This window comes from Motiliproteus coralliicola (assembly GCF_003345655.1).
Classification (GTDB): Bacteria; Pseudomonadota; Gammaproteobacteria; order Pseudomonadales; family Balneatricaceae; genus Motiliproteus; species Motiliproteus coralliicola.
In genome coordinates, this window is sequence record NZ_QQOH01000001.1 from 938,725 (window position 1) to 953,729 (window position 15,005).

10 protein-coding genes are annotated in these 15,005 nt (G+C 55.0%); 7 read left to right on the forward strand and 3 right to left on the reverse strand.

Annotated elements, in window-relative coordinates:
* Window positions 1–161: 161 nt before the first annotated feature.
* From prsT to DV711_RS04210, 3 genes are all read right to left on the reverse strand, one after another.
* Complete coding sequence (prsT, locus tag DV711_RS04200) at window positions 162–2,966, reverse strand: XrtA/PEP-CTERM system TPR-repeat protein PrsT (RefSeq protein WP_114694381.1); 2,805 nt, start codon at window positions 2,964–2,966, stop codon at window positions 162–164.
* Window positions 2,967–3,077: 111 nt separating this feature from the next.
* Window positions 3,078–4,178 (reverse strand): nitroreductase family protein, encoded by a 1,101-nt coding sequence (locus tag DV711_RS04205; protein WP_114694382.1) that lies wholly within the window; start codon window positions 4,176–4,178, stop codon window positions 3,078–3,080.
* A 329-nt stretch (window positions 4,179–4,507) separates the two neighbouring features.
* Entirely contained in the window at window positions 4,508–5,362 is an 855-nt protein-coding gene (locus tag DV711_RS04210) for a ThiF family adenylyltransferase (RefSeq protein WP_114694383.1), read from the reverse strand.
* A 66-nt stretch (window positions 5,363–5,428) separates the two neighbouring features.
* Between DV711_RS04210 and DV711_RS04215 the strand changes: the two genes are divergently transcribed.
* The 7 genes from DV711_RS04215 to DV711_RS04245 all read left to right on the forward strand — a co-directional run bounded on the left by DV711_RS04215 (window position 5,429) and on the right by DV711_RS04245 (window position 15,003).
* Window positions 5,429–6,310: an XrtA system polysaccharide deacetylase gene (locus DV711_RS04215; RefSeq protein ID WP_114694384.1), complete on the forward strand. Its 882-nt coding sequence runs from the start codon at window positions 5,429–5,431 to the stop codon at window positions 6,308–6,310.
* Window positions 6,311–6,486: 176 nt separating this feature from the next.
* Window positions 6,487–7,611: a TIGR03088 family PEP-CTERM/XrtA system glycosyltransferase gene (locus DV711_RS04220; RefSeq protein ID WP_114694385.1), complete on the forward strand. Its 1,125-nt coding sequence runs from the start codon at window positions 6,487–6,489 to the stop codon at window positions 7,609–7,611.
* Window positions 7,612–7,618: 7 nt separating this feature from the next.
* Window positions 7,619–9,508 (forward strand): XrtA/PEP-CTERM system amidotransferase, encoded by a 1,890-nt coding sequence (locus DV711_RS04225; protein ID WP_114694386.1) that lies wholly within the window; start codon window positions 7,619–7,621, stop codon window positions 9,506–9,508.
* Window position 9,509: 1 nt separating this feature from the next.
* Entirely contained in the window at window positions 9,510–11,444 is a 1,935-nt protein-coding gene (asnB, locus tag DV711_RS04230; protein ID WP_114694387.1) for an asparagine synthase (glutamine-hydrolyzing), read from the forward strand.
* Window positions 11,444–12,673 carry a TIGR03087 family PEP-CTERM/XrtA system glycosyltransferase gene (locus tag DV711_RS04235; protein ID WP_114694388.1) on the forward strand — a complete coding sequence of 410 codons (1,230 nt, stop codon included), beginning with the start codon at window positions 11,444–11,446 and terminating at the stop codon, window positions 12,671–12,673. Before asnB ends, DV711_RS04235 begins: the two co-directional genes overlap by 1 nt.
* Window positions 12,664–13,992: a nucleotide sugar dehydrogenase gene (locus DV711_RS04240; RefSeq protein ID WP_114694389.1), complete on the forward strand. Its 1,329-nt coding sequence runs from the start codon at window positions 12,664–12,666 to the stop codon at window positions 13,990–13,992. Before DV711_RS04235 ends, DV711_RS04240 begins: the two co-directional genes overlap by 10 nt.
* Window positions 13,993–13,998: 6 nt before the next feature.
* Entirely contained in the window at window positions 13,999–15,003 is a 1,005-nt protein-coding gene (locus tag DV711_RS04245) for a hypothetical protein (protein ID WP_114694390.1), read from the forward strand.
* The last annotated feature ends 2 nt before the right edge of the window (window positions 15,004–15,005 follow it).

The following is a 15,005-nucleotide window of genomic DNA, read 5'->3' on the forward strand; positions in this document are numbered from 1 at the left end:
ATCAAACCTTGAACCTATCCAGGTTCGACGAGAGCAAACCGTAACAGCTTAGCTGATCACGCCGATAGCTGCTGGCCTTTGGAAAACCCCCAGCCAGTTTCCGTACCTAAACGACAGGCACCCCCTGTCACCGACCCAGGAATCGAAGGCAGGGTCGAACGCTAATTACCGGTTGGAGTCACACTCGTATCGGATGATAGCCGAGCAATCAGTTGGCGTACCCGATTTTGTAGAGCAGAACTTAAAGCCACCTGCTGCAGCTTTTCGGTTAATTGAAGGGCTTGGGAGGTTTGCCCCGCCTCGGCCAAACCGTAGGCCAGATGATATTGCAGCTCCGGGTTGTCCGGGGCTGCAGCGGTTGCTTTTCGCAGTAGCTCCAAGCCCTTGGTCAGCTCCCCCTGCTCCACCAGTATCCAGCCGTAGGTGTCGGCAAAGGCGGGATTGTCGGGTTCCAACTGATAGGCATGTTCGGCTGTCTCCAGCGCCCTTGGATCCTTCGAACGCTGGTACAGAACCGCCAGATTGTTGAATGTACTGGCATTTTCCGGCAGCAAACGAGCAAGCTCCTGTAATTGAGTAGTGGCCAGTTGATCAAGTTCGCGGATCAGAAAGCTTCGGGCAAGGTAGCCATGCAGCCGTGCATCGCCGGGATGGTTCTTGATCCAGTCGAGCAGCGCATCGTCTGCTGACGCCTCATCCCCCGAACGCAAGCGGGCCAGGTGAAGCTTGATCGCAACACCGTTATCTGCAGTTTGCGCCAGAACGTTTTGGTATACAGGCACGGCATCCGTGTAACGTTTCGCCGCCATCAGGGCATCGCCTTCGAGGATAAAACCAGCTACGGATTGAGGGGAGAGCTGCTGATATCTAAGGGCAAGTTCCAGCGCCTGTTGATGGTTGCCGGTACGCAGCTCAAGGGTCGAAAAGGCAGCGATGGAGGGAGCGTGTTCGGGATCGAGCTCAAGCGCTTTACGTAGCGCATCCCGGGCGCCTTCAATCTGGTTCATTGCTGCACGGGCGCTGGCCAAGCGGTGCTGGGCTGGCACCGAGTCCGGGGTCAACCGGGTCAGTTCGGTGTAGGTGTCCAGCGCGCCTTGTTTGTCGCTTGATCGATGCTGGATCTCGCCGAGCAGTGCGAGCGCCTCGGGGTTATCCGGACGGGCATCGACGAGGTTTCTGGCCAACGCAAGCGCCTTGTCGGACTCACCTTTTTCCAAGTGGTAATTAGCCAGATAGACGCGCGGCGTTAAGGTGGCAGGGTTAGCCTCGGCAGCCCGCTGCAACCATTCAAGATACTCCGATTCCTGTCCGGCCTGTTGCGCCAGCTCGGCCAGCCCGACCATGGCGGCAATATTTTTTTTATCACGCTCTAGAATGCTCAGATAACGCTCTTTAGCTGCGGCTTTTTTATTCTCGTGTAAATCTATCATGGCCAACCGCAGCTGCGCGGAGGTGAGATCGGCCTTCAGACTGAGGGCCTGCTCGAAACTGGCACGAGCCTGGGCAAAACTGTTGCTGCCCATTAAAACCCGGCCTTTTAAATTGAGGACTCCAGCGTTGCCGGGAAGATGGGTTTCCAATCTATTCACCACCCCCAGAGCTTTGTCGAACTGCCCCGTTTTGAGGTAATAGTACGCCAGTGGTAACTCGGCTCGATAGTTGAATCCGTTACCGGCCGAGATGGCCAGCGATTCGATGGCTTCGGCTTCTTTACCGGACGCCAGTTGAATCAGTCCTATCCTAGTGTGTAGCTCGGCATTATTGGGAGTCTGCTCGGCAAGCCGTTGGTAAAACTCTTCGGCCGCGGCGGGATCCTCTTTAAGAAGCTGCGCTTCACCGGCCAGCGCGAGAATTTGCGGGTTGGGCTCGTTCTGATCCAGAAAGGGCATCAACACATCCAGCGCTTTTTGTGGCTGAGCCAGTTTATTGTAGGTGGTGGCCAGCAACGTGGCGACCGGGACTGATTGGGGCGAATCGATTAATAGCGGTCTTAGACGATGTTCGGCTTGGCTGTATTGTTCCTGAGCCAGATGAGAAACGCCAAGATAAAACTTCGTTTCCTTATGGTTCGCATCGATATTCAACACCTGCTCAAATGCGGTCTGAGCCTCGGCGTAGTGGCCTTGTTTGAACTGTAACAAGCCCTTGGCGTAGTACCCCATCGGGTGGTTGGGGGCTATTGCGGCGCCCTTTTGGATATCATCTTCAGCCCCTTCATAGTCTTCGAGAGCAATCCGAACCAGGGCTCTTTGCAGGTAATCATGGGTTTTGTCGGGGCGGTTAGTAATGGCTTTTCCGTACGCAGTTTCTGCTTTCTCCAACTCACCGGTGATGCGCTCCAGGCTGGCTAAGAGACTCCAGGCCGTACCTATTTTTGGCTCTGAGTCCAACAGCGTCTGCAAACTCTCCCGAGCCTGGGACCATTCGCCACGCTTCATGGCTAAGCGGGCCTGGGATAGATAGGTAGAGGCTTGCTCGGGCGCCTGTTGTTGAAGCTCGACCAGTTCCTGCGCTGCGTTTTCAATCTTATCCAGAGCCAACCAGGCGGCAATACGATTCTCGTAAACAACGGTCAAGTCTGTCGGGGCTAGTTCACTGACTGGAGCTATCTCCTCTAATAGGCGCTCAAATTTTCCTTGTTTAACAAACGCCTTTGACAACGGTGCTAGAATGAGCGCTTGACTGCCGCCCAACTGAAGCGCCCGGAGTAGCTCTTTTTCCGCCCCCGCCCAATGTCCTCTTTCGACATAAATCGATCCAAGCAAGTAGCGAGCCTCACCATTATCCGGGTTGTCCTGAAGGGTATTCTTGAGGTGGATGATGGCGGACTTGAGATCCCCTTTAGCCTGTGACTCCTTGGCTTGCTGCAAAGCCTGGGTATCAGCCAAAGAGAGCTCGCCCCAACCGATTAGCAGGACGGCTCCGAGCACACAGCTGGCTAGGCGATTGCGAAATTTGAAGTCCATGACATTTTTCTCCAGTGATCCAACTGTTGGCCCATTAACTTGGGTAAGCCTAGTATAGGGAATATTAGGTAGGGCGATAAAAACTTCCGTGCTTTATTTGGTTGTGCATCATCATCTACTAAGTGGCGAATAGACCTTATCGAGCGGATATCGTTTTGAACGCGTGGGGTCCGCTTTCGGGTAGCCGATTCGAAGCAGGATATGCGGAAAAAGCTGGTCAAAACTGCTGCCAGCCTGGTCGGCAAGCCTTCTAGCCGCCGAGTCCAGTGCTGGGGGTGTTTTATCTTGCTCTAAACGTACTAACTGATCGGTGATGACGTAATAGGGCTGTACGGCGATTCCGTTCGCGTTAAGCTGGAGCCAAACCTTCTCCATCATACGCCCCGCTTCACAAGCTTCTTCTTGGGTATTGTTGGGTCCTGCGATTGCCAGAATCATCGGGCTCTGTTTCAGCGCTTGGGCTTCGATCCAGGCCATCAAGCGATAAATCCCGACTTTATTCAATCGGGCCATCCTGCTCCAATCACTGATTAGCTTAAGAAAATACTTTCCTCCTGGAGGAAGCGCCAAAGTCGCCACATCCAAACCATCCCCTTTCTCCACGTCTGTTTGGCTAAAGCGTAGCGATCGAGCCAGCCATTCGTGGGTATCCCGAGTTTGAAAACGCAGCTCGGATGCGGAATTAACCAACTGAATCCACTGCTGCCGGGTACTCTCTTCCTGGCTCGTCAGTACTTGGATGCAATCCGACTTCAGATCGACAATACTCTGCAGCAGCTCGGCCTCGACCGGGGTGGATGCAAAAGGCAAGCGGTTGGTGTGGCGTGAAAATACAGGATGATTCCAGAGTTCCTGGCTGAAAGAGGGGTCCGTAGCGGCCAGTTTTATCTCGATCTGCTTCACCCCCTCCCGCTCCGACCAAGACCATGAAGGTTCAAATCCAGCAGCAGTGGCGACTTGCTGGATATTTTCGGCCGCCGCACCCAGGGTTAATAAGGAAGCATGACTTCCGGGCCCAAAGTAATCGGCATCAGTACAACGTTTTGGATCGAAGAAGATAGTTAAGCGGCCGGGGTCGCTCCAGCTGAAGCACAGTGGTTGCGAATTGTCCGGAGAGGGCCCCCGGTTGCCTGCTTGGATTAATAACTGGACGAAGTCAGGCAAGTCATGAAGTTCTTTGGCGGCAGGGGCTTGACTCTCGTTTTGATGCATAATGGCTTCCCGATATTATTAGTTGGAGTAGTTCAGGTTCGAGCCGATCGTTACCGGATGACAGAATAGTATCTCCCGAGCCAGGCTCAGTTTATAAACCTTTTACTCGGACCGGCTTATCTTTACGAAACGTTTCTCTAGGCTTTCTTAGGCGCTCTGCCGCGGTCATATCTTGCCCCGATGAAGTCGCTCATTATTATAGTACGCCGGCCATTCGTCCAGCTCCTGGCGGTGCTTATCGATCGGAGTCATAGCCCTTATTCCTCCTTGATCTTGAGCCTGCGGGCTGCAAGTCACGAACAAACACCGTTTTCTGACTAGGGCTCCGTCTAGCTCTTTCCTACCACTTTCCTTGCCACCGCAAATGCCACTTGCTGTAAGGGATTACGATAACCGCCCGGACGCCAGGTCACCTTTGACCGATTCAGATAAGCATCGACATGCATCCCCTTAGGCGCCTTGACCACTGTCCCCCGGCCCAATAACAATTTCAATGCATTGGTGCCGGCAATACCGGCGCAGAGATCCACAGCCATAGGGGTAGATGGGCCCTTTTGGCTGTCAAAATCGGCGGTAGACTTGTCGACCAGATAATGACGCTGCCATACCGTTGGCGCCAAGCCGACCAGAAAACGGATCAACTGGTCACGCTCGCTCAAGCCTTCAAAGCCGAAATAATCATCAAAACTCATGCTGTCGGGAGTAAAGGCCAGAAATGCACACCCCATTCCCAGTGGCGCCGCAGTGATCGCAGGCAACTGACGCTGATGACAGGCACGGAAGACGGTTTTACGCGCCTCCATCACAAAGAAATCGAGGCTATCGACATACAGATCTACCCCATCGAGAAACTGCTCGACATTTTCGGCCCCTATCCCTTCAGGAAATACGCGGATCTCGGCTTCAGGGTTGATACTTAAGACCTGCTCGCGAATCACATCCAGCTTCGGTCGCCCTATCGTCTGCATATTTGCGCCGATCTGCCGATTAAAATTATGGATCTCGTATTCATCGAAATCGGACAGATGGAATCGACCCACCCCCAGCCTGGCCAGCATAATTGCATGGGCGCCACCAACACCGCCCAGGCCGGCAATCGCCACCCGCTTGTTTTTCAACAGCTGCTGCTCGGATTCGGTAACCCAACCTATATTGCGCGATGTTGCCAACTGATAGTCATACATCCCTTTTCACCTGATATGATTGCATAAAGCTTCTTTCACTGGATTCATAACTCGGGAGAGTATCACTTGAAGCCGCTCAATCTACCCCGAAAAATACCTGACTTTTCAGCTCTTAGCTTCGACATCGAAGATTTTTTCCAGGTTGCAGCCTTTGAAAATCAATGCCCGGTTGAATCCTGGCCCCGATACGAATGTAGGGTCGAAGCCAATGTGGAAAAACTTCTGGAGCTGCTGGAAGGCCATTCAACCCAGGCCACCTTTTTTACTTTGGGCTGGATCGCCGAGCGCTATCCCCAACTGGTCAAACGGATCGTAGACTCCGGCCATGAGCTTGCCAGCCACGGCTATAATCACCAGCGTATCAATCTCCTCAACCAACAACAGTTTCGTGACGATATCCGTTCTTCCAAATTATTACTGGAAGAGCTGTCCGGCTTACGGATTGATGGCTATCGAGCCCCCAGTTTTTCGTTTACCGAGCAGTGCCCTTGGATTACCGAAGAATTACTTGAAGCGGGCTACCTTTACAGCTCCAGTATCAATCCGGTTCCGCATGATCTCTACGGATACGCAAACGCACCTCGAACTCCCTTCCTGTGGCCCAACGGCCTGCTCGAACTACCCGTAACCACCTATGAACTTCTGGGCAAACGGATCCCCTGCGCCGGTGGCGGTTATTTCAGGCTTTATCCTTACCTGGTTTTCCGTCATTTAATGCGCAAAGCGATCCAGCAGCTTCAAACACCGGCTATCTACTATCTTCATCCCTGGGAGCTGGACCCACTGCAGCCCCGCATTAAGGGCGCGTCTTTAAAATCACGCTTCCGGCACTATATCAACCTTAGCAAGACCGAACAGCGCCTGCGTCAACTGCTACGCGATTTTAACTGGGTGCCGATTCGACAGCTCCAGCCGGTCAGCGAAACACTGTATCAGCGGGCCGATTAAACTAGAGGGCCTGCTGCGCAAGGCCCTTATCAGGTCAAAACAGCCCACTGACAAGGGTTGAAGATTTTTTTATTAGACTTCTGCATCAAGCAACACAAAACTGCCAATAAAACTTGTTACTATCGGGTGATTGAACATCGCCACTAAGCCATTTTTGGAACAGGGAACGTCGCGTTTTGCTGCATATTGTTCATATCGTGTTCAGTTTTGACGTCGGCGGGTTGGAGAACGGAATCGTCAACCTTCTCAATCGACTCCCTCAACAGCGCTATCGGCACAGCATCGTCTGTTTGACGAGCTACAATCCCGAATTTGCCGAGCGCATCCAAGCGCCCAACGTTGATCTCTATTCGCTGCACAAGAAACCCGGTAAAGATCCGTCCTACCTGCTGCGGCTCTGGTGTCTGCTACGCAAACTAAAACCCGGCATTGTCCACAGTCGCAACCTGGCCACCCTGGAGTGTCAAGCTATCGCCTGGCTCAGCGGTTGCCGCCATCGCGTCCATGGTGAACACGGTTGGGATTCCGACGCCGACAAGGTTGCCGACCGGCCGGTCAAGATCCGCCGCCTGTTCAAGCCGCTAATCAATCGTTACATCGCCCTTTCAAGAGAAGGCGAAGCCTATCTTCAGAAACGGGTCGAGGTTGAGCACACCCGCATCAGCCGTATCTGCAACGGTGTCGATACCGACCGTTTTTTTCCGTCCGACAGTCGCGATGAACAGCGTTTAGTGGTGGGCAGCGTCGGCCGCCTTGCCGAGGTCAAAAACCAGGCCCTGTTGCTCCTTGCGGCCCGCCACCTACTACAGCAGCGCCCCGGACTGGCCGAGAGAGTTCAGTTCGAGATCATCGGAGACGGCCCTGATTTCCAGAAGCTGCAGCAACTGATCGAAGAATACAACCTCGGCAACAACTGCCGTTTGCTTGGTAATCGCAACGATATACCCGAGGCAATGCGCGAGTTAGATCTTTATGTCCAACCCTCCAAAGCTGAAGGGATCTCCAACACCATACTCGAAGCGATGGCTTCCGGTTTACCGGTTATCGCCACCGATGTCGGCGGTGCTCGCGATCTGCTGGAGCCTGAGCAGCAAGGCCAGTTGATACCCAGCGACGATGAGCAGGCACTGGCCGAGGCCATCGGTCGTTACGCCGATGACCGTAACCTGCTCCGACAGCATGGCGCCTCCGGCCGACGTCGCACCGAGCAACTATTCAGCCTCGACCGTATGACAGCCCAGTACGACAGCCTTTATCAAAGTTTGGTTTCGACCAGCACTCTTAAAAGCATTCAAGGATAGTTTTCCTATGTGTGGAATCGCCGGAATTTTTCATCGCCAACCTGGAGTCGAGATCAACCGCGAACTATTGGCTCGGATGAACACGATCCAATCTCACCGCGGTCCAGACGATGACGGCTACCACTTTGACGACAGTATCGGGCTGGCCCATCGGCGCCTCTCCATTATCGATCTGGCGGGCGGACACCAACCTATCTACAACGAAACCGGCTCGGTCAGCGTGGTATTCAACGGCGAGATCTACAACTTCGCCGAACTAGCCGAAGAACTGACCGAGCTGGGGCACCAGTTCAAGACCCGCAGCGACACCGAAACCATCGTCCACGCCTGGGAGCAATGGGGCCCGGATTGCGTCACTCGATTCCGCGGCATGTTCGCGTTCGCCATCTGGGACAACGACAAGAAACAGCTGTTTCTAGCCCGCGACCGTCTGGGTATTAAGCCGCTGTTTTACAGCCAGCTATCAACAGGTGAGCTGATATTTGGCTCGGAGCTGAAAGTTCTTACCCAGCACCCCCTGTGTCCACGGGCCATCAACAACCACAGCGTCGAGGACTACTTCGCTCTAGGCTATGTACCGGAACCCAAAACCATCTATCAGGGCGTCAACAAGCTAGAACCCGGTCATACCCTTCTAGTTCAGCACGGTGACCTGCCGCTGCAACCACAGCGTTACTGGGATATCCCGATGGATCAGACCCCGGTCAGCGAAACGGACATCAAGGAGCAGTTGGTCGAAAGGCTAAAGGAAGCTGTCGACATTCGCCTGATCTCTGAAGTACCTCTGGGTGCTTTCCTGTCGGGAGGGGTCGACTCATCAGCCGTTGTTGCCCTAATGGCGCAACTTCAGGACGACCCAGTTAATACATGCTCCATCGGTTTTGACGTGCCCGAATTCAACGAAACCGATTTTGCCCAGACTGTTGCCGATCGTTATCAGACCAATCACCATGTCAAAACCGTCAGCTCCAACGACTTCGGTTTGATTGACAAGCTTTCGGAGCTCTACGACGAGCCCTACGCCGACAGTTCAGCCATGCCGACCTACCGTGTTTGCCAGCTGGCCCGAGAGCGCGTCACCGTGGCACTTTCCGGCGACGGCGGTGATGAGCTGCTGGCCGGTTACCGGCGCTACAACTGGCACTTGAAGGAGGAGTCCTTCCGTCAGAAGCTCCCACTGGGCCTGAGGCGCCCACTGTTCGGCACCCTGGGGCGAGTCTATCCGAAACTGGATTGGGCACCGCGCTACCTTCGCGGCAAAACCACTTTTCAATCAATGTCTTACGACTGGATCGAAGGCTACCTTAACAGCATGTCGATTCTGCGCGCCGATGAACGCCGACGCTTATTCAACGATCAATTCAAGCGGGATCTAAACGGTTACACGGCGTTGGAAGTCTTCCGCCATCATGCGGCCACCTGTCCCACCGACCACCCCTTGTCACAGGTCCAGTATCTGGATATGAAGACCTATCTGGTGGGTGACATTCTGACCAAGGTGGACCGCGCTTCCATGGCGCACAGCCTGGAGGTACGTGTCCCTATCCTTGATCACAAGTTTGTCGAATGGGCCGCCGGCATTTCACCGGAGCAACGCCTGCAAGGCAGTGAAGGCAAGGCGGTCTTTAAGCAAGCGATGGAGCCTCATCTGCCCCAGGATGTGCTCTACCGCAAGAAGATGGGCTTTGCCGTACCGCTATGCGACTGGTTCCGTGGCCCGCTGAAGCAGAAGCTGGAGAGTTCACTATTGAGCGAGCATATGCTCGACTCCGGCTTGTTCAATCCGGACACCCTGCGCTGGCTGGTTCGCAGCCACCTTAACGGTACCCGTGACAACAGCGCCTCACTCTGGACCTCGCTGATGTTCGAGCGATTCCTCAACCGGGAAGCCAACTAAGATGTGCGGCATCCATGGTTTGATCAGCCTGTCCGGGCAACAGCCGGTACTGGACGCTCACCTGCAGGCAATGGGCGATATCACCGTTCACCGCGGTCCCGACGACAGCGGTCACCATATTGCCGAGGGAGTCGGCATCGGTATGCGCCGGTTGTCGATCATCGACCTGGCCGGCGGTCACCAGCCGATCAGCAATGCCGATGACAGCCTTCAGCTGGTCTGCAACGGTGAGATCTACAATTTTCGCGAACTGCGTCAGCAGATGCAGGAACGGGGTTATCAGTTCAAGACCGGATCCGATGTCGAGGTGATCCTGCCGCTGTATGAGGCCTACGGCGACGACTGCATTAACCACCTCAACGGCATGTTTGCGTTCGCCCTGCACGACCGTAAACGTCGACGCACCCTGATCGCCCGCGATCGACTCGGCATCAAACCGCTCTACTATGCCCGCAGTGAAACCCACAACGGCGACTATCTGGCGTTCTCCACCGAAGCCAAAGCGATCCTGGCGCTGCCGATGTTCCAGGCCGAGCTCAACCACGAAGCATTACCGGCCTATCTGCAACTGGGCTATGTCCCGGCACCTCAGACCATGTTCAAGGGCGTCGATAAACTCGAAGTCGCCTCCAGCCTGGTAATCGAGCACGGCAACGTCAGAGTCCGACAGTACTGGCAGCCCGACTTTACCCCGAAGCAACAGAGCCCGCAGGAATGGGCCGAACAGGTCGGGGAAAAAATCGAGCAGGCGGTCAAACGTCAGATGGTCAGTGACGTGCCGATCGGCGCCTTCCTATCCGGCGGCATCGATTCCAGTGCCGTGGTGGCGATGATGGCCAAGCACAGCAGTCAGCCGGTCAAGACCTACGCCATCGGTTTCGATACCGGTAAAGCCGGGAAGTTTTTCAACGAACTCCCCTACGCCCGCCAGGTGGCGGAGCTGTTCGGCACCGATCACCGTGAGATTCTAGTCCGTCCCGACATCGTCGAACTACTGCCCAAGCTGCTATGGCATATGGATGAACCGATTGCCGACAGTGCCTATATCACCACCTACCTGGTTTCAGAGTTTGCCCGCCGTGACGTCACCGTAATTCTGTCCGGCGTCGGTGGCGATGAGCTGTTCGCCGGTTACCGTCGTTATCAGGGCGAGCACTACATCGGCCACTATCACCGGGTTCCTGCCTGGTTAAGGCGCAACTTGGTGGCCCCGCTGGCTCGTCGACTACCAGCCGACCGGCATTCAAAATGGCTCAACTACATGCGTCTGGCTCGCAGCTTTATCAATAGCGCAGAGCTTAGCTTTGACGAACGTTATCAAAGCTATATCGAAGTTTTTTCAAAAGATCTTCAGGATCAGCTGCTGCTCAAACCGAGTCCTCGCTCCGACCGAACTAGCCGGTTGCTGAGCCAAAGCCGAGCCCACGAGAGGCTCTGGAAGATGTTTGACCTGGACCGCCAAACCCAGCTGCCTGATGACCTGCTGATGCTGACCGACAAGATGTCGATGGCCACCTCGCTCGAATGCCGGGTGCCACTGTTGGATCAGGAACTGGTCGATCTGGCCACAGGGATTCCGGAGCAAACCCTGTTGGCCAAGGGTGAGCTCAAAACCGTGCTCAAGCGCAGCCTGAAAGGCGTCCTGCCAGACTCGATCCTCTATCGCGCCAAACGCGGTTTTGGTGCCCCCATGGGAGCCTGGTTAAAATCGGAACTAACCGGCCTGCGTGCCAGCCTGTTGAACCAGCAGGCCGTTGAAGCGCGGGGGCTGTTCGACTGGCAAGTGATTGCGCGCACCATCGAACAACATGATCGTAACCAAGCCGATCACACCGAACACCTGCTGGCCCTGATGAATCTGGAGATATGGTGCAGACTCTATCTAGACGGTACCTCCAGCACGACAATGAGCGAAACGCTCAAAGAGGCGATCTGATGAATATCCTCTATATCTGCCACCGTTTCCCCTATCCGCCCAAACGAGGCGGCAAGATTCGCCCGTTCAACATGATCAGCCACCTGAGTCGTCAGGGCCATAAAGTCTGGGTCTGTTCGCTGGTGCGCGGGGATCAGGAAGCGGCCGAAACCTCAGGTATCGAACAGCACTGCCATCATCACTTTATGGCTCAGGTTGATAACAAGCTGCAAACGCTGCGGATGGTCGCGCGCCTGCCGTTACCGACGCCGTCGTCGATGGGCTTTTTCTACTCCGCCAAACTCAAGGCCCATATCGACCAGTTGCTGGCTCGGGAAAAATTCGACCTGATCTTTGTCCACTGTTCCTCGGTTGCCCAATACGTTGCCGATGTAACCGGAATTCCAAAGATCCTTGATTACGGCGACATGGATTCGCAAAAGTGGCTGACCTACACCCGGTTTAAACCGTTCCCGCTGAACATGGGGTACTGGCTTGAAGGCAGCAAGATGGAGCGGGCCGAGAAGCAGCTCGCCAAGCATTTCGATATGGCAACCTGCACCACCCGCGCCGAGTGGCAGACGCTGGAAGACTACCGTACCGGTATAGCCACTGACTGGTTCCCCAATGGGGTCGATAGCGACTTTTTTAAGCCCGATGGCGAAGGCTATGATCCGAACGCCATCTCCTTTATCGGGCGAATGGACTATTACCCCAACCAACACTGTATGCTGGAATTCTGCGACAAGGTATTACCGCTTTTACGTCAACGCTTACCGGAGGCTAAACTCTTTATCGTGGGTGCAGACCCCAGTAAGGAGATCTGGGCACTGGACAAGCTGGACGGGGTTACGGTGACCGGCTCGGTCGATGATGTCAGACCCTATATTCAGCGTACCGCGGCAATGGTGGCACCACTTGCCATCGCCCGTGGTACCCAAAACAAGATTCTGGAAGCGATGGCGATGGGTGTTCCTGTAGTCAGCAGCCGGCAAGCAGCCGGCGGCATCGACGCTGTGGCCGGCGAACACTTTCTGGTGGCCGACAACCCCCAGGAATATGCCGATGCCCTGCTATCGTTGATGAGCGACGAAAACCGACGCAAACACTATGCCGACGCAGGTCGTAATCGGGTACTGAGCAACCATAACTGGCCAGCCTCCATGGCACGACTGGACGGCATCATCGATCAATGTATTAAGGCGACAACGGGCACAACGCCCTCCAAGGAAGCAGCATTATGCGATTAAGTATTTTCGGTCTGGGATACGTCGGCTCAGTCTCTCTGGGCTGCCTGGCCAAGGATGGGAACCAAGTTATCGGTGTCGATATCGACCCGGTCAAACTCGGCCTGATTGCCGATGGAAAAAGTCCGGTCATCGAAGAGGGTATGCCCGAACTGATCGCCGAAGCCGTTGCTTCCGGCCGAGTCAGTGTCACCGATGATGTCCGTCAGGGGCTGATGCAGAGTGATATCAGTTTTATCTGTGTCGGCACCCCATCGCTGAGTAACGGCGATCAGAACCAGACCGCGATCCTGCGCCTGACCGAGCAACTGGGTGAAGCCTTGAAAGAAAAATCGGAACACCACACCCTGGTATTCCGCTCGACACTGGTGCCCGGAACGGTTGAAAAGACCCTGATCCCGATGCTGGAATCGATCTCAGGAAAACAGGACGGCGTTGAGTTTGATGTCGGCTACCAGCCCGAATTCCTGCGTGAAGGCAGCTCGATCAAGGACTACTACAACCCTCCTTTCACCATTATCGGTGCCTCCAATGGGCAGGCCCACGAACGTCTTCGTGAACTCTACAGCAGCCTGCCCTGCCAGTATCGCGAGACCAGCATCGCCACCGCGGAAACCATGAAGTACTTCTGCAACATCTTCCATGCGGTCAAGATCACCTTCGCCAACGAAGTGGCGCGCCTTTGCGACGGCATGGAGGTCGACCCCCACGAAGTGATGGGGCTGCTGTGCGAAGACAAACAGCTCAATATCTCCACCGCCTATATGAAGCCGGGCTTCGCCTTCGGTGGCTCCTGCCTGCCGAAGGATCTCCGTGCGATGCAGTATCAGGCCAAACGCCACGATATCGAGATCCCGATGCTGGGACATGTGCTGCGTTCCAACGAGGCCCATCTGGATCTGGCCCTGCAGAAAGCCCTGGCTTGGAAAGAGCAACACGGAGTTCGCAAAGTGGCGATGCTGGGCCTGAGCTTCAAGCCCGGTACCGATGACCTGCGCGAAAGCCCGCTGGTGATGCTGGCCGAACAACTGATCGGCAAGGGCATGCAGCTGTCGGTCTACGATCCCAATGTCAGCCTGTCGCGGCTGCTGGGCGCCAACAAGCGTTTTATCGAAAACACCATCCCCCATATCGGCGAGCTGATGAGCGAGGAGCTGACGCCGATGATCGAACAGGCCGATATCGTCATCGTCGGTCAGAATCATCGCGATGCCCTGACCACACTGGCCCAGCGTTGCCGTAGCGATCAACTGATACTGGACCTGATCAACCAGCCCCAACTGCGCGAACTCGATGCCCACTACCTGGGCTTGAGCTGGTAAGCGACGATGCTAGCCCGCCGCCCCTTGCTGTTAATCGCGCTGCTGATGCTGCTGCCGTTAATCTGGCTGGCGGCACTGGCCTGGCCGGAACCGGGCCGCCCGGCTACCACCGAGCTTGTGCGTCTGCGCAATGCGCTGCTGATCGCCCCCTCGGTGCAGCAGGACTTCGACTGGTTGCCGCAGCAGCGCCCCACCAGCTTTCTGATCGACAGTGCGCCACTGCCGCAACCGATGCAGCAGTGGCTGGACCAACTGCCGGCCCAGCCCAACGATTGGCAGCAAATTTTATCGCTTGTCGAGCACCTTCGGGCAAAAGGCTATAAGGGTGGCGCGTTGCAGAGCTCCACCTTGAACAGTTTCGAGCAGATCATTTCCGACGGCTCAGGCTATTGTGCCGACTATATTCAGGTTATTAACGCGCTGGCCCCCGCCGCTGGTCTCTCTGTTCGGGAGTGGGGTATGTCATTTGATGGTTTTGGTGGTTGGGGGCATGCTTTCAGTGAGTTTTATAGCCAGCATCTGAATAAGTGGGTCTTCGTTGACGTGTTCAATGGTTTTTACAGTACCAGGCTCGACGATAGCACGCCCCTCTCTGTCGCAGAGTTCAGGCTGATGCTCGAACAGGCTCCCGACAGCATCCAGTTTCACCCGCTGCAGCAGGGCCGTATACGCATGCAGTTACCCGACAAGGCTCTAAACTATTACCTGCGAGGCAAAGATCAATTCTATCTATGGTGGGGCACAAACCCACTTACCTTTGATAACCATCCGTTAATTTCGCATGCTGGAAGAACTTCGCGTTCTTTAGAGCAACTCAGCGCAACCCTGTTGGGGCTGCACCCTAGGATTAAGATTATCACCCACCCAGAAAACCAACACTCCGTTGCATCGATGGTCAGTATCAAATGGCAGTTGTTTGCTATCTGCCTTATGGAGTTATTGTTGCTGCTTCTAGCCGTTTGGCAATGGCGAAAGAAGAGAAATTATCAGCCGCGGGGATATAGACTCTAAAC

Coding starts and splice junctions, on each gene's coding strand:
- DV711_RS04245 (WP_114694390.1), top strand. CDS start 13,999: ATGCTAGCCCGCCGCCCCTTGCTGTTAATCGCGCTGCTGATGCTGCTG.
- DV711_RS04225 (WP_114694386.1), top strand. CDS start 7,619: ATGTGTGGAATCGCCGGAATTTTTCATCGCCAACCTGGAGTCGAGATC.
- prsT (WP_114694381.1), bottom strand. CDS start 2,966: ATGGACTTCAAATTTCGCAATCGCCTAGCCAGCTGTGTGCTCGGAGCC.
- DV711_RS04240 (WP_114694389.1), top strand. CDS start 12,664: ATGCGATTAAGTATTTTCGGTCTGGGATACGTCGGCTCAGTCTCTCTG.
- DV711_RS04210 (WP_114694383.1), bottom strand. CDS start 5,362: ATGTATGACTATCAGTTGGCAACATCGCGCAATATAGGTTGGGTTACC.
- DV711_RS04235 (WP_114694388.1), top strand. CDS start 11,444: ATGAATATCCTCTATATCTGCCACCGTTTCCCCTATCCGCCCAAACGA.
- asnB (WP_114694387.1), top strand. CDS start 9,510: ATGTGCGGCATCCATGGTTTGATCAGCCTGTCCGGGCAACAGCCGGTA.
- DV711_RS04205 (WP_114694382.1), bottom strand. CDS start 4,178: ATGCATCAAAACGAGAGTCAAGCCCCTGCCGCCAAAGAACTTCATGAC.